Below are 20,664 nucleotides of genomic sequence, written 5' to 3'. Positions count from 1 at the left end.
CGCTCCCCCGCCGTTTGGCCCGTGCTTAGAAATCCACCGTGGCCGACAGTTGCAAGGTGCGCGGGTAGCCTGGCGAAAAAGCCCCATACGACGCAACGCCCGACCAGTACTCACGATCAAACACGTTCTGCACCGTTGCGCGGAACGTTGTCGGGCGGCCCTCGATCTTCGTCGCATAGCGTGCACCGGCATCGACGCGTGTCCAGGAACCCAGCACCTGGGTGTTGGCCTGGTTGACGTATTGACGGTCGGTGTAGATCGCCCCGCCGGTCAGGGTAAAGCCCTCCAGCCACGGCGTATCCCATTCGCCCCACAGGTTGGCCTGGATGTCCGGTACGCCGACCGGTTTATTGCCACGGTTGGCGGCAGTGGCCGACTGGGTCAGCTCACCATCGAGCAACGTCACACCGCCCATCAAGCGCGTGCCGGGGGCCACTTCGCCGAACACACTCAACTCGACACCCCGGTTGCGCTGTTCGGCCTGCACCGAATACACGCCGTCAGCGCCTACCTCACCGCCGGGCTTCTCAATCTGGAACAGCGCCACGGTGGTCATGAAGGTGCCGTGCTCATATTTCACACCCAACTCATGCTGCTTGGACGTATACGGCGCAAAGGCTTCCCCGGCGTTCACCGCCGTGCCCGGCGCGATATCGCCTTTGCTCAGGCCCTCCACATAGTTGTAGTAGAGCGAAACATCCTCCCAGGGCTTGACCACCACCCCCACCAGCGGCGTCGTCGCGTTGTCTTTGTAGCGCGAACTGACGACGCCCGTGGCCGCGTAGTTACGCGACTCGATATCCTGGCGGCGCACGCCCAGGGTCAACTGAATACGGTCGTCCAGCACGCCGAGGGTGTCGCTCAATGCGAGGCCGGACAACTCCGATTCGGAAATGCGCAGCACCTTGGGGCTGTTGATGGACTGCTTCGGCGCGTCCACCGGGTGATAAATGTTGGAAAGGATCGGCGTGCCGTTGTTGATGCCACGGGACAACTCATCCTGATAACGAGTCGCCATCAACGTGGTGATATGGCTCACCGGGCCTGTGACAAAGTTGCCCCGCAGGCCAATATCAGCCGTCGAACGATCGACATTGAATTTGTAGTAACCGGGTGTATTGCGGGTGTCACCGGCGTCATTGAGGATCTGTGGCACTTGGTCGGACATGCGTTTCACATCCGACCGGCCGCCACCCGCATGGGCGAACACAGTCAGTGAGTCGTTCAAGTCATATTCGCCGCCGAGCAGTGCCGACTGCTCTTGGGTGTCCGACCAGCCCCATTTCTGCGGCAGACTGGTACGCCCATTGGCGGCCGACGGCACCTGCACGCCAGCGGCAATGGTGAACGGTCGCGATGCGCCGTCGAAGCTTTCTTTCTGGCTGATGTAGTCGAGGTTCAGGCGCAACCGTTCGCCGCGGTAATCCAGGGCAATCGCCCCGACCCCCACGTCGCGACTCTGGTTGTCGACCGCCGTGTCCCCACCCTGGAGGCTGCCGTTGAAACGCACGCCGAACTGGTTTTCGTCACCAAAGCGGCGGCTGATATCCAGGTGCCCCCCTACTTGGGAGTCCGAAGCGTAGCTACCGGTGAAACGGGTCAAGTCTTGGTCCAGCGGGCGCTTGGGCACGATATTGATCACCCCGCCGACACCGCTGTTGGGCGAAATGCCGTACATCAGCGCACCCGGCCCCTTGAGCACCTCGATGCGCTCGGCATAGTCGGTGAAGGCCCGGTAGTTGGGCGCCACGCCGTACACACCGTCGTAGGCCAACTCGCCCAGGTTGCCCTCACCGACGGCAAACCCACGAATGAAAAACGAATCGACGATGCCTCCTGTCTGCCCGGTAGAGCGCACCGACGGGTCGCGCTCCAGGGCATCGGCCACCGTCACGGTTTGCAGGTCGGCCATGGTCTTGGCGGTGTAACTGGTCACGCTGAATGGTGTGTCCATAACGTCCTTGTTACCCAGCATACCCAGGCGAGCACCACGGGCCACCTGGCCGCCGGCAAGCACGTCGGGCAAGTCGCCAGGGCCGTTGTAACGGGCGTTGACGTTGGTTGCGTCAAGGGTCAGGGGCTGCGTGCCGTCAGCCGGTTGCGGGGTGACGGCCCAGGCGTGGGGGCTTGAGACGGCCAGAATCAAGGCGCTACGAATGGCGAGTGTTAACCGGCGAGTAACGGGCATGACATCGGGGTCCTTTCAACGAGAGGCAATGGGAATTACGCCTATTGCCAGTCGACTCGCGAAAAAGTATCAGCCTCCTGAATATTTTTTTGACCTCATGGGCGTTGCGCGATCAAGGCTTTGCCCTTTAGCATTGGGAATACTTCTCAATTGCACGAATGCGCGCCATGAGCGAAACCTGTTCCGCCGATCACAACCACCACCTGCGCGCGATCGAGGCGCTTTACAGCGGGCATCACGGCTGGTTGTACGCCACTCTGAAAAGAAAACTCGGGAATGCCATGGATGCGGCGGATCTGGCCCAGGACACCTTCACTCGCATCCTCGCCTCCCAAGTCACTGTCATCGAGCGGCCACGGGCTTACTTGAGCTGCGTGGCCAAGGGCATCCTGGTCAATTGGTACCAGCGCAAGGCATTGGAACGCGCCTACCTGGATGCGCTCGCCCATGCGCCGCAGCACGAGGCGCCTTCGCCGGAATCGCACTTTCTGGTGCTGGAGACCCTGCATGAAATCGATGCGATGCTCGACGCGCTGCCGCCCATGGTCAAACGGGCTTTCCTGCTGTCGCAGATCAACGGCCTCAAATACCACGACATCGCCGTGCAACTGGACGTGTCGCTGATCACCGTCAAGCGCTACATGAAACAAGCCTTCCTGCAATGCCTGATGTGGGTCGAATGAATGCCCACAGTGCGTAGAGAGCCACCACTGGCAGCCGAAACCCTCGAAGAAGCCGCCGAGTGGCTGATGCGCCTGAGCGAGAACGACTTGAACGACAGCGAGCGTGCCGACTGGGAACGCTGGAAGGTCAGTACGCCGGAGCGCGAACGCGCCTGGGCGCGGGCACAATGGCTGCAGAGTACGCTGGGCGGCCTGCCGCCGTCCCTGGCGATGTCGGCACTGGATCGGCCAAGCCACCCGGAACGGCGCGCGGCCCTGGGCAAACTGGCCTTGTTACTGGCAATGATGCCCGTGGGCTGGGGCGGCTGGAAGCTGGCCCAATCCCAGCAGTGGACAGCGGACTACCGTACCGCCGTGGGCCAACGCCGCGAACTGACCCTGGCCGATGGCTCGCGCATCACCCTCAATACCGACACGGCCATCGATGTGCGGTTCGACCACCAGCAACGCCTGGTCTATTTGCGCGAGGGCGAAATCCTGGTGCAGACCGCAACGGATACAGCCGCCCTCCCCCGGCCGTTTCTGGTCAATACCCGCCAAGGCCGCATGCGTGCCCTGGGCACGCGCTTTACCGTGCGTGAATGGGGTCCGCGCACCCAGTTGGTGGTGCTCGAAGGCGCGGTGCAAGTCGCGTTGGCCGAGAACCGTCAGACGTCGCCGCTGGTCGTCAATGCCGGGCAACGCACCGCCTTCTCTGCACAGACCTTCGACGCGCCGAGCCTGGCCGATCGCAACGCCGATACCTGGACCCAGGGCATGCTGATGGCCGACAAGATGCGCCTGGCCGATTTTGTCGCCGAACTGGCACGCTACCGCCGAGGCTTCGTGCGCTGCGATCCGGCGATTGCCGACCTGCGCATTTCCGGCGCCTTCCCCATCAGCGACACCCAGCGCACCTTGAACATGCTGGTGCACACCTACCCGGTGCGTGCGGCCGACCATTTGAGCGGCTATTGGGTCACCCTTGCCCCCGCCTGACCCGGCGCACCGATAAATAAGGGGCCTCTTCATGCTCGTCATTCGCAGCACGCTGCTCAGCCTGGCGCTAGCCGGCGCCGCCCTGGCAGCCACCCCACCACCGTTGGATTCGCTCAGCCCACGCACCTACCGGATTGCCCCTGGACCACTGGGCCCCACGCTGTCGGGTTTCGCCATGGACGCCGGTATTGCCCTGTCGTTCCTGCCGGCCTTGACCGAAGGGCGCACCAGCCCCGGCCTGTCCGGGACTTATTCGGCCCAGCAAGCCGTCACGCGTTTGCTGGCCGGCAGTGGCCTGGAGATGGTGCCGCGCGACGACGGCAGTTATACCCTGATGCTGCGCCAGGTCATTCTGTCCGCCACCACGGTCAACGGCGTCATACCCCGTACCGAGAGTTTGTCGCTGCCCTACTCGGGCGGCCAAGTCGCCGCCGGCGGGCGCCTGGGTATGCTGGGCAATACGGATGTGATGGACGCGCCCTTCAGCCTCAGCACCTACACCGCGTCGCTGATCCAGGACCAGCAGGCCGTGACGGTAGGCGATGTGCTGGAACGAGACTCATCGGTGCGCTCCACCGGCCAGGCGGGCGGGATTGTCGATTCGTTCTTCATACGCGGCTTTCCTGTCGGGGAAGGCAACCTCGGTGAGCTGGCGTTCGACGGCGTGTACGGCGTGGCTGCCAACTATCGGGTCTTCACCGACTACGCCGAGCGTGTCGAAGTGGTCAAAGGCCCGGGCGCCCTGCTCTACGGCATCTCGCCGAACAGCGCTGTCGGCGGGGTGATCAACGTGGTGCCCAAACGCTCCCTGGATGAGGACCTGACCCGTTACACCGCCAGCTACGCACAAAATGCGCACGTCGCGAATCGGATCGATATCAGCCGACGCTTCGGCGACGAACGCCGCTTCGGTGTGCGCTTCAATGGCGGCGTGCAACAAGGCGATACACGCGTCGACGCGCAATCGCGTGCAGTCGACATCGGTGCCCTGTCCCTCGATTACCAGGGTGACCGCTTGCGTACCAGCCTGGACCTGATCGCCCAACAGGAACAATTCGACGCCGCTTCCCGACCGTTCCTGATCGCCCCAGGTATAAAAATTCCCGACGCCGCCAATGGGCGTACCAACGTGAGCCAGGACTGGGGCTGGTCGAAAACCCGTGATAAATCCGCCCTCTTCAGCGCAGAGTACGACCTGAGCGACACACTCACCGTATTCACCCATGCCGGTGGCGGCCAATCGGGCGTGGCACGCCTGTCCGATCAGACACCCACAATCATCAATACCGCCGGCGACACCTCATCGACCCCTGGCTATTACCGTTTCGAGGTCCGGCGGTACACAGTGGATGGCGGTGCACGCCTGCACTTCGATACCGGCCCGATCAGCCACAGCACCACCGTGCAGGTCAGTCGTTATCGCGACGAGCTGTCGCGCGGGATCAATTCCGGTACGCCGATCCTGTCCAACCTCTACCATCCCGTCGACCGCCCTGAGCCATCGATTGCCAAGCCGGACGCCCTGAAGGTCTCCACTTCCGAACTGTCCGGCGTCGCCATTGCCGATACGCTGTCGCTGCTGGAGCAACGTGTGCAAATGACCGTCGGCCTGCGCCAGCAGCACATCCAGTCGCATAACTACACTGCGAGCGGCACGGTGGCCACGCCCTACGACGCAGGCAAGACCACACCGCTGTTCGGCGCGGTGGTCAAGCCGTGGGAGCATGTGTCGCTCTATTACAACTACGTCGAAGGTCTGAGCAAGGGTGACATTGCCCCCGCCAACGCCTCGAACGCCGGTGAGGTCTTTACGCCTTACGTTTCGAGGCAGCACGAACTCGGCTTGAAACTCGACTACGGCACCTTCATGTCGACCCTGGCGCTGTTCCAGATTTCCAAGCCCAGTGGCGAATTGGTCAACGGGAGATTTTCAGTACAGGGTGAACAACGCAATCGTGGCCTGGAGTTGAGCCTGCTGGGCGAAGTCGCCCAAGGCGTGCGCCTGCTCGGCGGTATTACGTTGCTGGATGCGCAATTGACCCGAACCGGCGTTGCCGCCGACCTGGGCAATACCCCGGTGGGTGCACCCAAGGTGCAGGCCAACCTCTGGACCGAATGGGATGTGCCCTGGGCAGAAGGGCTGACGCTGACCGGCGGCACGCTCTACACCGCCAGCCAATACGTCAACCAGGACAACACCCAGCAACTGGCCCCCTGGACCCGCATCGATGCCGGCGCGCGATACAGCACGCGCATCGCCGAACGACCGACCACATTCCGTGCCTCGGTGCAAAACCTGTTCGACCGCCATTATTGGTCCGGCGTGGCTTCCTACGGTGCCTTCTCCCAAGGCGCGCCGCGCACCCTCGTGCTATCAGCCACCGTCGATTTCTGAAACCCGTACGCTCACCCAATCCTCTCGAATACTTGCCTGATCCTCTGAACTTGCCGACTAGCGGATAGATCCCCCTTGCGCGCTGGTCTAGAGTTCGACGATGGGCGACTTGTTGTCGCACCACTCCTATAAGAAATCAGCACCACCAACCGATGATCAGCAGGTGACCCAGCCATGGAATTACGTATAAACCAAAAGGCCTATCAGGTTGAGGCCGACGCCGACACGCCCTTGTTGTGGGTTATCCGCGATGACCTGGGGCTGACCGGCACTAAATACGGTTGCGGGCTGGCCCAGTGTGGTGCCTGTTCGGTGCTGGTGGACGGCAACGTGGTGCGCTCCTGCGTGACGCCGGTGGCCGGCGTGGTGGGACGGGAGATCACCACCATCGAGGCCGTTGAAAATGATGACGTAGGCAAACGCGTGGTCGCGGCCTGGGTCGAACATCAGGTGGCGCAGTGTGGTTACTGCCAGTCCGGGCAGGTAATGGCGGCCACGGCGCTGCTCAAGCACACCCCAGCGCCCACGCCGGCGCAGATCGACGCGGCGATGGTCAACCTATGCCGCTGCGGCACCTATAACGCGATCCATACCGCCATGCAGGACCTGGCGAAGGAGGTCGTCTGATGAATACCTCCGACAAAAACCTCGACTTGCCCCTGGGCGATCCGGTCAACCTGTCCCGCCGTCGTTTCCTTGCCGGCACCGCCGTGGGCGCGCTGGTCATTGGCTTTGGCCTGCCGCTGAGTTCGCCCAGGGCATTGGCAGCCACAGCCAACGCCGCAGAACGGGGCACCCAGGTGCCGGCGTTCCTGGAAATCCGTCCGGACGGCAGCATTCACCTGCGCAGCCCATTCATGGAAGGCGGCCAAGGCACCCACACCGCCATGGCGCAGATTGTCGGCGAAGAGCTGGATGCCGACCCCGCCAGCTTTATCGTCGAGGCTGCGCCGCCCGGTGAAGCCTACGTGGTGATGGAAAACGGCATGCGCATCACCGGCGGCAGTATGTCGGTGCGGATGAGCTACCCGACCATGCGCCGCCTCGGCGCCCTGGCCCGCGCCATGCTGCTGCAGGCCGGTGCCGAACAGCTCGGCGTGCCCGTGGCCCAATTGACCACGCAACCCGGCCGCGTCGTGCATACAGCCTCCGGCCGCTCGGTGGGTTATGGCGAACTGGCCGGTCGCGCGCTGGACATGCCGGTGCCCGATCCGGCAACGATCACCCTGCGTGATCCAAGCCAGTTCCGCTGGATCGGCAAGCCGGTCAAGCGCCTGGATGCCTACGACAAGTCCACCGGCAAGGCGCAATACAGCATCGACCTCAAGGTCGACAACATGCTCCACGCCGCCGTGCAACATGCGCCGCGCCTGGGCATGACCGTCGGCAGCCTGCGCAACCAGGCGCAGGTCGAAGCGATGAAGGGGGTGCACTCGGTCCATCAACTGCCCGGCGCAGTGGCCGTGGTTGCCGAACGCTGGTGGCATGCCAAGCGTGCCGTCGAAGCGATCCAGGTGGACTGGCTGGAAGCGCAGGCCGACTCGCCGCTGCGGGTCATGCCTGCGAATTTTTCCAGCGACAAGCACCGTGACTTCCTTGCCGCCCAACAGGGGCCGGCCCGTGACGACGAAAAGGAAGGCGATGTGGCCGGTACGCTGGCGAATGCCAAAACCAAGGTCGAAGCCACCTACCACAACCAATACCTGAACCACGCCCAACTGGAGCCACCGTCGGCCCTGGCACGCTTCAACCCCGACGGCACGCTGGAGGTCTGGCTGCCCAACCAGGCGCCGGACATGTTCCGCGGCGATATCGCCAAGCGCACCGGGCTCGACCCCGCGAAGATCACCCTGCACTCGCCGTTGCTCGGTGGTTTTTTCGGCCGGCACTTCCTGTATGACTCGGCCAACCCGTATCCGCAGGCCATTGCCTTGGCCAAGGCAGTCGGTCGCCCGGTCAAGTTGATCTGGAGCCGTGAAGAAGAGTTCCTGCGTGATGTGCTGCGCCCGGTCGCCGTGGTCAAGTTCCGCGCTGCGCTGGACGACAAGGGCCTGCCGGTCGCCCTCGAGGCGGTCAGCGCCACCGAAGGCCCGACCGAAGCCCTTGCCGGCAAACAGGGCGATAAAATCGACCCCACGGCCCTTGAAGGGCTGTCGGGCAAAGCCTACGCGATCCCGAACAAACGCATCGCGCAGATCTACGTCAAAGGCGCGCCCATGCTCGGCTACTGGCGTTCGGTGGGCAATTCGCTCAACGACTTCTTCTACGAGGCGTTCCTTGATGAACTGGCCGACAAAGGCGGCCACGACCCCTACGAGTTGCGCCTGCACCTGTTGCGCGACAACAAACGGCTGACCACCCTGCTGCAAGCGGCGGCGGAACTCTCCGGCGGCTGGAAGCGCGGGCCGTACACAGCGGAAGATGGCAGCCGACGCGCCCGCGGCATCGCCATGGCCTCGCCGTTCGGCTCCCAGGCGGCGGTGGTCGCCGAAGTCTCGATTGAAAATGGCCAGGTCAAGGTGCATCACATCTGGGAAGCGATCGACCCGGGCAGCATCGTCAACCCGGCGATTGTCGAGGCGCAGGTGCATGGCGCCGTGGCGTTGGGCTTGTCGCAGACGTTGGTGGAAGAGTCTGTGTGGGTAGACGGCAAACCCCGGGCGCGCAATTACGACCTGTACCCGATCCTGCCGCCTTCGCGCATGGCGCAGGTGCACGTGAAGATCGTCGAGAGTGGCGAAAAAATGGGTGGTATCGGTGAGCCGCCGCTGCCTGCAGTGGCGCCCGCCGTGGCCAATGCGGTGGCACATCTGACCGGCCAGCGCATCCGCAGCCTGCCATTGAGCCGATATACGTTCGCCTAACCGACAGGAACCGCCCATGAACAACCCACGATTCGCAAGAACCGCAGGCTGGCTGGTGCTGGCCGGCCTGGTCGCGGCCGGCGCGCTGGCCTGGTATGTCACACGCCAGCCCGCCACGCCTTTCGAGCAGGAACAGACCTTTGACCCGGGCCTGGTCAGCCGCGGCGAGTATGTCGCCCGCGTCAGTGACTGCGTGGCCTGCCACAGCCTGCCGGGCAAGGCACCGTTCGCCGGTGGCCTGGAGATGGCCACGCCGTTGGGGGCGATTCATGCCACCAACATCACGCCCGACAAGGGCGCCGGTATCGGCGCCTACACCCTGGCCGACTTTGACCGTGCGGTGCGCCACGGCGTGGCACCCGGCGGGCGACGGCTTTACCCGGCCATGCCCTACCCGTCCTACGTCAAGCTCAGCGATGACGACATGCGTGCGCTGTACGCGTTTTTCATGAAGGGCGTGCAGCCTTCCAACCAACCCAATATCCCCAGTGATATTCCCTGGCCGTTGAATATGCGCTGGCCCATTGCACTCTGGAACGGCCTGTTTGCCCCCAGCGCCCCGTACGCGGCCAAACCCGGCCAGGTTGCGCAATGGAATCGCGGCGCCTATATCGTCCAGGGGCCCGGCCACTGCGGCAGTTGCCACACACCACGCGGCCTGGCCTTCAATGAAAAAGCCCTGGATGAGTCCGGCACCCCGTTCCTCGCCGGCGCCCTGCTCGACGGCTGGTATGCACCCAGCCTGCGCCAGGACCCCAACACCGGGTTGGGCCGCTGGAGCGAGCCTGAGATCGTGCAGTTCCTCAAGACCGGTCGCAACCGGCATGCCGTGGTATATGGCTCGATGACCGAGGCGTTCAATAACTCCACCCAGTTCATGAACGACGAGGACCTGGCAGCCATCGCCCATTACCTCAAGTCACTGCCCGGCGACCCGCAGCGTGACGGCACGCCCTGGCAATACCAGAACGCCGCCGTCGACACCCGCCCCGGCGCCCACACCTACGCCACCCGCTGCGCGTCCTGCCACGGCGCGGACGGCAAGGGCCAGCCCGAGTGGATGCCGCCCCTGGCCGGTGCTACCTCGGCCTTGGCGGCGGAAAGTGCCTCAGCGATCAACATCACCCTCAACGGCTCACAACGGGTCGTGACCGCCGGCATGCCGGACGCGTACCGCATGCCGGCGTTTCGTGAGCAGTTGTCGGACGCAGAAATCGCCGAAGTGCTGAGTTACGTGCGCAGTACCTGGGGCAACCATGGCGGCGCGGTTGAGGCATCAGCGGTGAACAAGCTGCGCGGGCATACCGACCCGGCCAGCAGCAGCCCGATCATCCTGCATATGCGCTAAACAAGCCGCTCCTCGGTTAAATGTGGGAGGGGCGGTGCAACGATTCGACTTGCTCCCGATGGCCGTGGGTCAGTGGGTATATCTGCCGACTGACCCACCACCATCGGGAGCAAGCCCCGTCCCACATTTGGATCGCGGTGCATCCATTGATCAAGCGTTGCGTTCCAGGCTCACGGCGAAACAACAGCCGTTCGGCTCTCTGGCGGTGAGGTCGACCTGCCATTGCTGAATGCCGCAAATCCGCTGCACCAGCGACAGGCCCAGGCCCAACCCTTCGCCACGGCTTTGTTCGCCGCGTACGAAGGGTTGGAACATCGCTTCGCGCTTGTCATCGGGAATGCCGATGCCACTGTCTTCCACACTGAAGCCATGCTCACTCAGGGTCAGGCGAATAAACCCTTGGTCGGTGTAGTGCCAGGCATTGCGCAGCAGGTTGCCCATGACCGATTGCAGGAACGTCTGGTTGTACAACTGCGACGAGGCGTGTTCGCTGGCATAGATGAACGTCAAGCCTTTTTCGCGAATCATCCGCCCCCAGATCTCGACCAAACCGTCGGCCACTTCTTTCAGGGTGGCCTGCGCGCCATTTTCCCGGGCATCCGAAGCCCGCGCCAGCATCAGGAAGGTGTCCACCAGTTGGCGCATTTCATCGCTGGCCCGGGCAATGCGGCCGACCTGCGCTGCCGAGCGCTGATCCAGGGAGGGGTCACTGAGCAACAGCTCACAGGAGCTGGCCAATACCATAAGCGGCGTGCGCAATTCGTGGCTGACGTCACTGGTGAAGAGCTTTTCCCGGCTCAACGCGTCGCGCAGCCGACCCAGGGTCTTATCGAAGGACAGGGCCAACTCCCCCACCTCATCTACCGCGTAGTCCGGATGCAGGGGCGGCGCCACGTCCAGCAACTGATCACGATGGCGCACCTGCCGCGCCAGGCGGATCACGGGCGCCATGACCCGACGAGCCAACAAGCGGCCCAACAGGATCGCCAGCAGAATGCTCAGCACAAAACCCACCGCCACCGCAGCGAACAGCACGCGCTCGCGTTGCTCGAAGCTTTCCTGGTTACGCAGCAGCACATATTGGCGACCGTCCACCACCTGGGAAACCGCGTAGTAAGACTGCCCCTGATACTCGATTTCCTGGAACCCTGGCGCCAGCGTGGCCAGGGCCGGGTCGAGGGCCATGTCGCCCGACTCGCCCTGGGCAAAAAACAACTCGTCTTTTTCCGGGTGGTGGCTCCAGGCGCCAGCATCGTCCTGGCGCAACAGACGGTTCAAGCCGCCCCCAAGGTCGGCACTGGTGAGTTTGGACTCGACGACATGCACGGTCGCCACGATACCTGCGGCAAACACTCCCGCTACAAAGGCACTCATCAGGGCAAACACAATCACGATCCGCTTCGTCAGGCTTTGCCTGAAATCCATGCCCATACGAGGTTCCACTGCCGCGTTCAAACCGCAATACCCTTGGTGTCGGGCAGTGCCTTGCGACGCCGCCGTTCGAACCAAAGATAGACTACGGGAGTGGTGTAGAGCGTAAGAATCTGCGAAACCGCCAACCCGCCGACAATCGCGATACCCAACGGTTGGCGCAATTCAGCCCCGGCCCCATGCCCGAACGCCAGCGGCACCGCCCCCAGCAAAGCGGCCAGCGAGGTCATCAGGATCGGCCGCAAGCGCAGCAAGCAGCCTTCGCGCACCGCCTCGCGGGGCGACATACCCTGCTGCTGGGCCTGCAAGGTGAAGTCGACGATCATGATCGCGTTTTTCTTGACGATGCCGATCAGCAGGATGATGCCGATCATGCCCAGCACCGACAGGTCCTGGCCGCACAGCATCAGCGCCAGCAAGGCGCCAAACCCGGCAGACGGCAACGTCGAAATAATCGTCAGCGGGTGGATCGCGTTCTCGTAAAGCACACCGAGCACGATGTACACCGTGAGGATCGCCGCCAGGATCAGCCACGGTTGCGACTTCAGCGAGTCCTGGAACGCCTGGGCGGTCCCCTGGAAACTGCCGACCACGGTGTCGGGCATCGCCACCGCCAGGCTCGCCTGGTTGATCGCATCCACGGCATTGCTCAGGGCTTGGCCGGGCGCCAGGTCGAACGACAGCGTAATCGCCGGGAACACGCCCTGATGGTTGATGATGATCGGCACTTGCTCGGTCTGCACGCTCGCCAGCAGGTTGAGCGGCACTCGCGCGCCGGAACTGGCGCGCACAAACAGATGCGCCAGGGTGGCGGTGGAGGTTTGCCAGCTCGGGTCGAGTTCGAGGATCACATGGTTCTGGTCCAGTTGGGTGAACATCGTTGCGACCTGGCGCTGGCCGAAGGCGTCGTACAGCACGTCATCAATCGCCTGCACCGTCACGCCCAGGCGCGCGGCGGTCGGGCGGTCGATCACCAGGGTCGACTGGGCGATGGCCTGCTGCTGGTCGGAGGTCACATGCTGCAGTTGCGCCAAGGTCTTGAGCTTGGCCAGCAGCACGCCGCTCCAGTGGTCCAATTCAACGCTGTCCGGGTCTTGCAGGGTGTACTGGTATTGGGTCTTGCTGGCGCGACCGCCGATCTGGATGTCCTGGTTGGCCTGCATGAACACTTTCACACCGTCCAGGCGATCCAGCGCCGGCTGCAAGCGACGGATCACGTCAGCGGCACTGGCGGTGCGCTCGCTGAAGGGTTTGAGGTTGATCATCACCTTGCCCTGGCTGACGGTCGGGTTGGGACCGATCCAGAAATACACGCGTGCCACCGCGGGGTCTTGGCCGATGACTTCGGCGGCGCGGTTGACCTGGGCACGCATCGCCGACGGCGAGATATCCGGCGCCGCTTCGGCCACACCCTGGATCAGGCCGTTGTCCTGCTGTGGGAAGAAGCCCTTGGGAATGCCTACGTACAGCACCGCCGTAGCGGCCAAGGTCGCAATGGCGACCGCCAGGGTCATGCGCTGATGGTCCAGCACCCAGTCCAGGCTGCGTCGGTAGCCATTGTGCAAGCGCGTGAAGGCGCGCTCGCACGCCTGGGCGAAGCGTCCCTCTGGTTGCTCGGCGTGAGGTTTGAGCAGCCAGGCGCAAAGCATGGGCGTAATGGTCAGCGAAACGATGCACGACATCAGGATCGCCACGCTGACCGTCACTGCAAACTCGCGCATCAAGCGCCCGACGATCCCCGACATCAACAAAATCGGCAGGAATACCGCAATCAACGACACCGTCATCGACACAATGGTGAACGCTACTTCGCGCAGGCCATCCACCGCCGACTGCAAGCGCGACTTGCCCATTTCCAGGTGACGCACGATGTTTTCCATCACCACGATGGCATCGTCCACCACAAAACCCACGGCAATCGCCAGGCCCATGATCGACAGGTTGTCGAGGCTGTAGCCCAACAGGTACATCACGCCGAACGTGGCCACCAGCGACAGCGGGATGGTCAGGCTCGGGATCAGCGTGGCCGTGGCCTTGCGCAAGAAGATAAAGATCACCACGACCACCAGCGCGATAGACAGCAGCAAGGTGAATTGCATGTCGTTGACCGAGGCTTCGATGGTTTGCGTGCGATCGCCGACCACCTGGACCTGCACATCGCGCGGCAACGAAGCGGTGAGTTCAGGCAACTTGGCCTTGAGCGTGGCGATCGTCGACAGCAGGTTGAAGCCCGGCTGTTTATGAATATCGACGATCACCGTCGGCTCACGCCCCAACTGAGCGGCTTGCTGGGTGTCTTCGGCCCCGGCGATGACGCGGCCGAGGTCGCCGAGCTTGATCGGCATGCCATTTTTATAGGCGATGACCTGGTCCCGGTAATGCTGCGGGTCAAGCATCTGGTCGGTGGCGCCAAGGGTGATGGAGCGGCTGGGCCCGTCGAGGCTGCCCTTGGGCTGGTCGAGCGTGCTGACACCGATCACGCTGCGCACGTCCTCCAGCGTCAGGTCACGGGCGGCCAGCGCATCCGGGTCGATCTGCACGCGCACGGCAGGTTTCTGTTCACCGTGAAAATCCACCAGACCCACACCGGGCATCTGCGACAGGCGCTGGGCGATGTAGTTGTCGGCGTAGCGGTCCAGCTCCGGCAAGGTGCGTGTGGGCGACGTGACCGCCAGGGACAGCACGGTGCCTTCGGCCGGGTTGACCTTGTTGAAGGTCGGCGCGCTGGACATCGTCTTGGGCAGGTTGGGCGTGGCGGTATTGATCGCGGTCTGCACATCCTGGGCCGCACCGTCGATGTCACGGTTGAGATCGAACTGCAGGACGATCTGAGTCTTGCCGGCGGCGCTCGATGAGGTCATCGAGGTGACTTGCGGCACGGCGGCGAACGCCCGCTCCAACGGCGTCGCCACCGAGGAGGCCATGGTTTCGGCGCTGGCGCCGGAGAGTTTGGCGGTGACCTGAATCGTCGGGAAATCCACGGTCGGCAGCGGTGCCACCGGCAACTGGAAGTAGGCAAACGCGCCCAGCAGCATCACGCCCACCGCCAACAGGCTGAGGCCGACGCGGCGTTGAATCAAACCGGCCAGGCCCGTCATGGCTTGGTCTCCGCCAGCACGGCAGTGTCGGTGTTGGCGGGCATCACCTTGACGCCGGGGGCGACACGGGATTGGCCTTGTACCACGACGGTTTCCCCGGCGTTCAAGCCCTGGCGAATCCACTGTTTGCCGTCGACCACGGTACCGGCGTCGACCTGCCGGGGTTGCACGCGCTGATCGTCGCCCACCACGTACACAAAATTGCCTTGGCGGCCGAACTGCACGGCCTCGGCAGGTACCACAGTCACATCCTGGTGGGTTTGCACCAGCAAGCGCGCGCTGACCAGTTCACCCGGCCACAGCTGGCCGGCGGTGTTATCGAATTGCGCCTTGAGCTGCACCTGACCGCTGGCCGCCGCCACCTGGCTGTCGATAAAGCTCAAGCGCCCCTGCGCAATCGCCTGGCGACCATCGCGGGTCATCGCCACCACCTGCAACGCGCCCTTGGCGTTCTCTTGAAGAATCTCGGCCAAGTCATCCTGGGACACGGCAAACGCCACCGAAATCGGGTTCATCTGGGTAATGGTCACCAGCCCCGTGGCCTCGGCGCCGTGGGCAATAGCGCCGACATCCAGCAAGCGCTGGCCGGTGCGCCCGGTGAACGGCGCCTTGACCTGGGTGAACTCCAACTGCAGGCGTGCGCTGTCCAGCGCGGCCTGATCAGCCTGCACCGTGGCCTGTTGCGCAGCCAGTTGGGCACGGAAGGTGTCCACATCCTGGGTCGGCCCGGCCTTGGCGGCGGCCAATTTGCTGGCGCGGTCGAGGTCGACCCGCAGGTTGGCCAGTTGTGCCTGATCTTTAGCCACCAGAGCCTGGGCCTGGGCGACTTGCGCCTGATACACCCGTGGGTCGATCACCGCGAGCAGGCTGCCGGCGCTGACCATCTGGCCTTCGTTGAACAGAATCTTTTGCAACTCGCCGTCGACCCGCACCCGCACATTGACGCTGTTGAGCGCCTGCACATTGCCGATGGCGCTGATCCAGATCGGCAAGTCCTGACGGCTGACCGTCGACAAACGTACCGGCACGGCACTTGCCTCCACCGGCAGCGGTGCGGCCTGCGCGCGCCGGACCCAATGAACGCCCCCGGCCACGACGGCCAGCGACAGCACGATCAGGGTGCCCAGAACCAGGCGATGACGGGAATTGGAGACACTCATGGCTGAGCCACCTGTACGGGAGATTGGGAAGCAAGGCCGGCGACGGAGAAGTCCCCACCCAGAGCGCGGAACAAACCGACGGCGGCCTGTAAATGCTGCAGACGCACCTGAAGCAGGCTGTCTTCGGCCTGGTACTGGGTGCGCTCGACGATCAACAGCGTCTGGAAATCGGTGGAGCCCAAGCGGTAGCGCACCTGGGCCAGGCGCGCGGCTTCGCGGGCCGAGTCGACAGCGGCCTGGTTGAGCGCGTAGCTCTTGTCCAGCTCACGGGTAGCGCTCAGTTGGGTCTCGACGTCTTGCAGGGCCTCGATGATCGATTCGCGGTAGCTGGCGGTCAGCTCCTGCACATGGGCTTGATCGAAATGCAGTTGGCCCTTGAGTTGGCCGCCCTGGAACAGCGGCTGGCTGAGGGTGCCGATGGCGCTCCAGATTTGCCCGCCGGCCAGGGTGTCGATACCGCCCAGCAGGTCCAGGGACAGGTTGGGCAGAAACGCCGCACGCGCCACGCCGACATCAAAGTTGGCCGATACCAGGCGCGCTTCGGCGGCCTGAATGTCCGGGCGCTGGCGCAGCAGCCCGATCGGCAGGCCCGTGGTCGGCTGCGGAACTTGCAGACCCTTGAGCCCCTCCCCTTGCAAATGGAAGCCCTCGGGCGGCGCGCCGACCAGCACCGCCAGTTGATACAACGCCTGGTCGCGCTGCTGGCGCAGCGGTGGCATGGCCGCTTCGAAGGTTTGCAGGGCGTTGCGCTGCTGGGCCACTTCCAGGTTGGACACGGCGCCCTGGCGGGCTTGCACCTCCACCAGGTCGAGCACTTGGCGCGCATCGTCGGCGATGGATTGGGCCAGGCGCAGGCGCTCTTGCAGGGACAGCACCTGGAAATAACTGTCGGCGATGCTTGCGCTCAAGCTCATACGCAAGGTGCCGGCATCAAACACCGTAGCCTTGGCCAGTGCGTCTGCCGAGTCTGCCGCTGCACGCTGTTTGCCCCAGAAGTCCAGCTCATAGGTGGCTTCGGCAAACACGCTGCGTTTTGGTGTGGTGCCGTAATTGTTCTGGCGTTGGAAGTTGCCTCCCAGATTCAGCGCCGGAAACTGCGCCGCGCCCGCCACTTGCGACGAAGCGCGGGCTTCATCGATACGACTGACCGCCGCCTTGAGCGTGTAGTTGGCGGCCAGGCCACGGGCGATCAACTGGTCCAGCTCGGCGCTGTGGAATTCGCGCCACCAGCGCCCGCCCTGCGCCGCCGACGCCGACGCCCCGGCATCCCATTGCGCGGCCAGGGGTAAGGTGGGCGTTTGATAATCGGGCACCATCGAACAACCGCTGAGCAGCAGGCCGACAAGCCATAAAGAGGTTCTTGCAACTGACATGGGCACCCGCCCCCCGCTAAAGAATGCGGCGAAGATAGCGAGAGGTGCCTGCCAGGGCGTTCGTCAGTCGATAAACTTTTGTTTAAGAAACCTGGAAACTGTAGCCGGCCCCGGGGATGGTCTTGATCAGCGAGTACTCGAAGCCTTCATCCAATTTGCGCCGCAAGCGGTGGATGTGTTTGTCGATCACGTTGTCGTTGGGGTCGAAGTCATAGTCCCAGGCACTGTCGAGCAACATGTCGCGGGTCACCACCTGGCCACTGTGGCGCATGAGCTTTTCCAGCAACAGGGCTTCGCGGTGCTGCAATGCAATGCTACGCCCCTGGCGCACGGCGGTGCGGGTGGCGCAGTCAAGTTGCAACTCGCCGACGTGCAGGGTTCTGCCCGATTGCTCGCGGCCGCGCAGCAACGCATCGAGTCGCGCCAGCACTTCGGCAAACGCATAGGGCTTGGACAGGTAATCATCGCAACCCGCTTGCAGGCCCTCGACCTTGTCGCGAGTCGATGATTGGGCGCTGAGCATCAACACCGGCACCCGCGACTGGCGTGCGCGCAGTGCCTTGACCAAGGCAATGCCGTCCAGGCCCGGCAGGCGCCGGTCGACGATTAACACGTCGTGAATGCCCTCCAGCGCCAGGCCGAGGCCGCTGGTGCCGTCCACGGCCACATCCACCACATGCCCGCTTTCGCTTAAACCGCGCAGCAGGTAGTTGGCGGTCTGCTCGTCATCTTCAACCACAAGAATGCGCACGCTTGTATCTCCAGCTCGAATCTAAACTTTAATTTATCTGGCGGGAACGTGGCGCCGCTCCAGGCTTTGCCACACTATGCCACCTCTGCCCTGAAGACGTGACCGGTTCTCTTGCCATGACTCATGTTCTGGTCGTTGAAGACGACTTAACCACCGCCCGCGAAATCGAACTGGCGCTGATCGACTACGGCTTCAGTGTGACCACGGCGCTGAACGGTCGCGACGGCCTGCTCAAAGCCTTGAGCGAGCCGTTTGACCTGATCGTGCTCGACCGCATGTTGCCCGGCGGCCTCGATGGCCTGGGCGTGCTCACTGCATTGCGCGCGGCGGGCACCACCACGCCGGTGCTGATCCTCAGCGCCTTGAGCGCCCTGGATGAACGCGTACGCGGGCTGCGTGCCGGTGGCGATGACTACCTGACCAAACCTTTCGAATTCATTGAGCTGACCGCTCGCCTGGATGCGCTCAACCGCCGCCGCGCCGAACCGGTGGCCCCGGCGCCGGAAACCCACCTGCGCGTGGCCAACCTGGAAGTCGACCTGCTGCGCCGTACCGTACGCCGTGGCGAGCGCACCATCGAACTGGTCCCGCGCGAATACGCCCTGCTCGAACACCTGATGCGCAACGCCGGCCTGGTCATCACCCGCACCATGCTGTTCGAGGCCGTGTGGAATTACCGCTACGACGAGCGCACCAATGTCATCGAAGTGCACATCGGCCGCCTGCGCCGTAAAATCGATGGCGACGGCGAAGGGCAGATGATCCATACCGTGCGAGGAGCCGGCTATGTCCTTCGCACGCCTGAGTGAAATCCCGCGGACCATCAGCTTTCGTACCGGGCTCTTGTTTCTGGGTCTGTTCGGCTGCTCGTTCCTGGCGTTGTTCGGCTATATCTACTGGCAGACCTCGTTCTACCTGAAAACCGAAGCGGATACCGCGCTGTATCGCCAGGTGGAAAACCGCAGTGCACAAGACGCCGAGTTGCGCCTGCATGAAATCCGCAAACACGCCGCCCAAGACACCGACGGCCGCCTGCCCCACAGCCTGTTCGATGCACAGGGGCAGTTCATTGCCGGCGCGATTCGTCAGTTGCCGGCGTATACGGCGTTGGACAAACCCCAGGAATTTCGCTGGCTCAAGGCCAACGGGCACCACCGGCCCGTGCGTTTTATCGTACATCGACTGGATGACGGCAAGCTGCTGCTGGTTGCCCAGGATGTGCATGACATCCGCGAATTCGACGAACTGCTGATCAATGCACTGATCTCCGGCGGGCTGCTGTTGCTGCTGGTCGGCCTGGTGGGCGCGGTGGGGCTGGGCTACCTGGCCCATCGTCGCCTGGACAAGGTCAGCCGTTCGATCACAGGCATTATCGAAGGCGACCTGAGCGGCCGCCTGCCGGTACGCGGCAACAACGACGACATCGACCGCCTGGCCCAGGTGGTCAACGGCATGCTCGATGAGTTGGAACGCTTGATGAGCGAGGTCAAAGGCGTGTGCGATGACATCGCCCATGACCTGCGCACCCCTTTGACCCGCCTGATCGCCGGCCTTGAGCGTGCACAACGCCGTGACATGGCCCCCGTCGACTATGCCGCCAGCGTGGACGCCGCGCTGAGCGAGGCCAAGGGGTTGCTGCTGACCTTCAAGGCATTGCTGCGCATCTCTGAAATCGAAAACAGCGCCCGGCGCAGCCACTTCGCCCCGGTCGACCTCAACCTGATCGCCGCCGACGCCGCCGAGCTTTACGAACCGCTCGCCGAAGAGCGTGGCACGGTCCTCAGCGTCGACACCCACGACACCCCGGTGATCATCGCCGGTGATGCGCAACTGTTATTCGATGCGCTGTGCAATTTGCTGGATAACGCCATCAAGTTTTCACCCGGGCACAGCCAGGTGCGGCTGAGCGTGATTGCCGATGCGGCCTGGACCGGCATTCACGTGACCGACAACGGCCCCGGCATTCCCGAAGCCGAGCGCCAGGCGGTACTACGCCGCTTGTATCGCGCCGAAGCGAGCCGGCACACACCGGGCAATGGGCTGGGGTTGAGCATGGTGGCGGCGGTGGCGCGGCTGCATGACATGCAACTGACGGTCAGCGATGCGCAGCCTGGGTGCCGGGTGGAATTGGTAGGCAGGACTACCGCCAAGACGCTCTAGCCCCCTGTGGAAACCCGCATTGTAGTGAGCGGGCTTGCCCCGCGCTGGGTGGCGAAGCCGCCCCAATAAGAACGCCGTGGTGTTTCAGAAAGATCGAGGTGCCCGGGTTTGGGGCGGCTGCGCCACCCAGCGCGGGTGTAGAACCGTAGACATCGTTTACATCTGAAACCGGGGACATCGTTTACACATTTGAAGCTTGGACGCGAGTCATTCCCCGTCCAAGCCTCCCCAAGGG

Annotated in this window: 14 protein-coding genes; 8 read left to right on the top strand and 6 right to left on the bottom strand. The window is 63.6% G+C overall.

What is annotated here, in order from left to right:
• Positions 1-25: 25 nt before the first annotated feature.
• Positions 26-2,188 (bottom strand): TonB-dependent receptor, encoded by a 2,163-nt coding sequence (locus tag JBE38_RS26765; protein WP_205345516.1) that lies wholly within the window; start codon positions 2,186-2,188, stop codon positions 26-28.
• A gap of 167 nt (positions 2,189-2,355) precedes the next feature.
• On the opposite strand from JBE38_RS26765, the gene JBE38_RS26760 reads away from it, so the two are divergent.
• From JBE38_RS26760 to JBE38_RS26735, 6 genes are all read left to right on the top strand, one after another.
• Positions 2,356-2,871: a sigma-70 family RNA polymerase sigma factor gene (locus JBE38_RS26760; RefSeq protein ID WP_205345515.1), complete on the top strand. Its 516-nt coding sequence runs from the start codon at positions 2,356-2,358 to the stop codon at positions 2,869-2,871.
• Positions 2,872-3,849: a FecR domain-containing protein gene (locus JBE38_RS26755; RefSeq protein WP_205345514.1), complete on the top strand. Its 978-nt coding sequence runs from the start codon at positions 2,872-2,874 to the stop codon at positions 3,847-3,849.
• Between the two features lie 31 nt (positions 3,850-3,880).
• Positions 3,881-6,244: a TonB-dependent receptor gene (locus JBE38_RS26750; RefSeq protein WP_205345513.1), complete on the top strand. Its 2,364-nt coding sequence runs from the start codon at positions 3,881-3,883 to the stop codon at positions 6,242-6,244.
• 174 nt (positions 6,245-6,418) lie between these two features.
• Complete coding sequence (locus JBE38_RS26745) at positions 6,419-6,871, top strand: (2Fe-2S)-binding protein (RefSeq protein WP_060755441.1); 453 nt, start codon at positions 6,419-6,421, stop codon at positions 6,869-6,871.
• The gene (locus JBE38_RS26740; protein ID WP_205345512.1) at positions 6,871-9,108 is read left to right on the top strand and encodes a xanthine dehydrogenase family protein molybdopterin-binding subunit; all 2,238 of its coding nucleotides are present in this window, start codon (positions 6,871-6,873) and stop codon (positions 9,106-9,108) included. Before JBE38_RS26745 ends, JBE38_RS26740 begins: the two co-directional genes overlap by 1 nt.
• 16 nt (positions 9,109-9,124) lie before the next feature.
• Positions 9,125-10,456 carry a c-type cytochrome gene (locus JBE38_RS26735; protein WP_205345511.1) on the top strand — a complete coding sequence of 444 codons (1,332 nt, stop codon included), beginning with the start codon at positions 9,125-9,127 and terminating at the stop codon, positions 10,454-10,456.
• Positions 10,457-10,606: 150 nt separating this feature from the next.
• Here the strand turns inward: JBE38_RS26735 and JBE38_RS26730 are convergent, their stop codons facing one another.
• The 5 genes from JBE38_RS26730 to JBE38_RS26710 all read right to left on the bottom strand — a co-directional run bounded on the left by JBE38_RS26730 (position 10,607) and on the right by JBE38_RS26710 (position 18,269).
• Positions 10,607-11,881 carry a sensor histidine kinase gene (locus JBE38_RS26730; protein WP_060755468.1) on the bottom strand — a complete coding sequence of 425 codons (1,275 nt, stop codon included), beginning with the start codon at positions 11,879-11,881 and terminating at the stop codon, positions 10,607-10,609.
• A gap of 26 nt (positions 11,882-11,907) precedes the next feature.
• Positions 11,908-14,985, bottom strand: a complete 3,078-nt coding sequence (locus tag JBE38_RS26725) for an efflux RND transporter permease subunit (protein ID WP_205345510.1) — start codon at positions 14,983-14,985, stop codon at positions 11,908-11,910.
• Complete coding sequence (locus JBE38_RS26720) at positions 14,982-16,145, bottom strand: efflux RND transporter periplasmic adaptor subunit (RefSeq protein WP_205345509.1); 1,164 nt, start codon at positions 16,143-16,145, stop codon at positions 14,982-14,984. Before JBE38_RS26720 ends, JBE38_RS26725 begins: the two co-directional genes overlap by 4 nt.
• Positions 16,142-17,518, bottom strand: coding sequence for an efflux transporter outer membrane subunit (locus JBE38_RS26715; protein ID WP_205345508.1), 1,377 nt, complete (start codon positions 17,516-17,518; stop codon positions 16,142-16,144). Before JBE38_RS26715 ends, JBE38_RS26720 begins: the two co-directional genes overlap by 4 nt.
• 82 nt (positions 17,519-17,600) lie before the next feature.
• Positions 17,601-18,269 carry a response regulator transcription factor gene (locus JBE38_RS26710; RefSeq protein WP_090371923.1) on the bottom strand — a complete coding sequence of 223 codons (669 nt, stop codon included), beginning with the start codon at positions 18,267-18,269 and terminating at the stop codon, positions 17,601-17,603.
• Between the two features lie 116 nt (positions 18,270-18,385).
• Between JBE38_RS26710 and JBE38_RS26705 the strand changes: the two genes are divergently transcribed.
• Positions 18,386-19,078: a response regulator transcription factor gene (locus JBE38_RS26705; protein WP_060755448.1), complete on the top strand. Its 693-nt coding sequence runs from the start codon at positions 18,386-18,388 to the stop codon at positions 19,076-19,078.
• Entirely contained in the window at positions 19,056-20,429 is a 1,374-nt protein-coding gene (locus JBE38_RS26700; RefSeq protein WP_205345507.1) for a sensor histidine kinase, read from the top strand. The genes JBE38_RS26705 and JBE38_RS26700 overlap by 23 nt, the downstream gene beginning before the upstream one ends.
• Positions 20,430-20,664 lie beyond the last annotated feature (235 nt).

It is taken from the genome of Pseudomonas sp. ICBG1301 (assembly GCF_016918385.1).
Classification (GTDB): Bacteria; Pseudomonadota; Gammaproteobacteria; order Pseudomonadales; family Pseudomonadaceae; genus Aquipseudomonas; species Aquipseudomonas palleroniana.
The sequence above is the reverse complement of the archived record's forward strand: the minus strand, read 5'-3'. Positions and strand labels throughout refer to the sequence as shown.

Excerpts from the sequence above, each read along its gene's own strand:
- JBE38_RS26765 (WP_205345516.1), bottom strand. The coding sequence starts at position 2,188 with ATGCCCGTTACTCGCCGGTTAACACTCGCCATTCGTAGCGCCTTGATT.
- JBE38_RS26760 (WP_205345515.1), top strand. The coding sequence starts at position 2,356 with ATGAGCGAAACCTGTTCCGCCGATCACAACCACCACCTGCGCGCGATC.
- JBE38_RS26755 (WP_205345514.1), top strand. The coding sequence starts at position 2,872 with ATGCCCACAGTGCGTAGAGAGCCACCACTGGCAGCCGAAACCCTCGAA.
- JBE38_RS26750 (WP_205345513.1), top strand. The coding sequence starts at position 3,881 with ATGCTCGTCATTCGCAGCACGCTGCTCAGCCTGGCGCTAGCCGGCGCC.
- JBE38_RS26745 (WP_060755441.1), top strand. The coding sequence starts at position 6,419 with ATGGAATTACGTATAAACCAAAAGGCCTATCAGGTTGAGGCCGACGCC.
- JBE38_RS26740 (WP_205345512.1), top strand. The coding sequence starts at position 6,871 with ATGAATACCTCCGACAAAAACCTCGACTTGCCCCTGGGCGATCCGGTC.
- JBE38_RS26735 (WP_205345511.1), top strand. The coding sequence starts at position 9,125 with ATGAACAACCCACGATTCGCAAGAACCGCAGGCTGGCTGGTGCTGGCC.
- JBE38_RS26730 (WP_060755468.1), bottom strand. The coding sequence starts at position 11,881 with ATGGATTTCAGGCAAAGCCTGACGAAGCGGATCGTGATTGTGTTTGCC.
- JBE38_RS26725 (WP_205345510.1), bottom strand. The coding sequence starts at position 14,985 with ATGACGGGCCTGGCCGGTTTGATTCAACGCCGCGTCGGCCTCAGCCTG.
- JBE38_RS26720 (WP_205345509.1), bottom strand. The coding sequence starts at position 16,145 with ATGAGTGTCTCCAATTCCCGTCATCGCCTGGTTCTGGGCACCCTGATC.
- JBE38_RS26715 (WP_205345508.1), bottom strand. The coding sequence starts at position 17,518 with ATGTCAGTTGCAAGAACCTCTTTATGGCTTGTCGGCCTGCTGCTCAGC.
- JBE38_RS26705 (WP_060755448.1), top strand. The coding sequence starts at position 18,386 with ATGACTCATGTTCTGGTCGTTGAAGACGACTTAACCACCGCCCGCGAA.
- JBE38_RS26700 (WP_205345507.1), top strand. The coding sequence starts at position 19,056 with ATGTCCTTCGCACGCCTGAGTGAAATCCCGCGGACCATCAGCTTTCGT.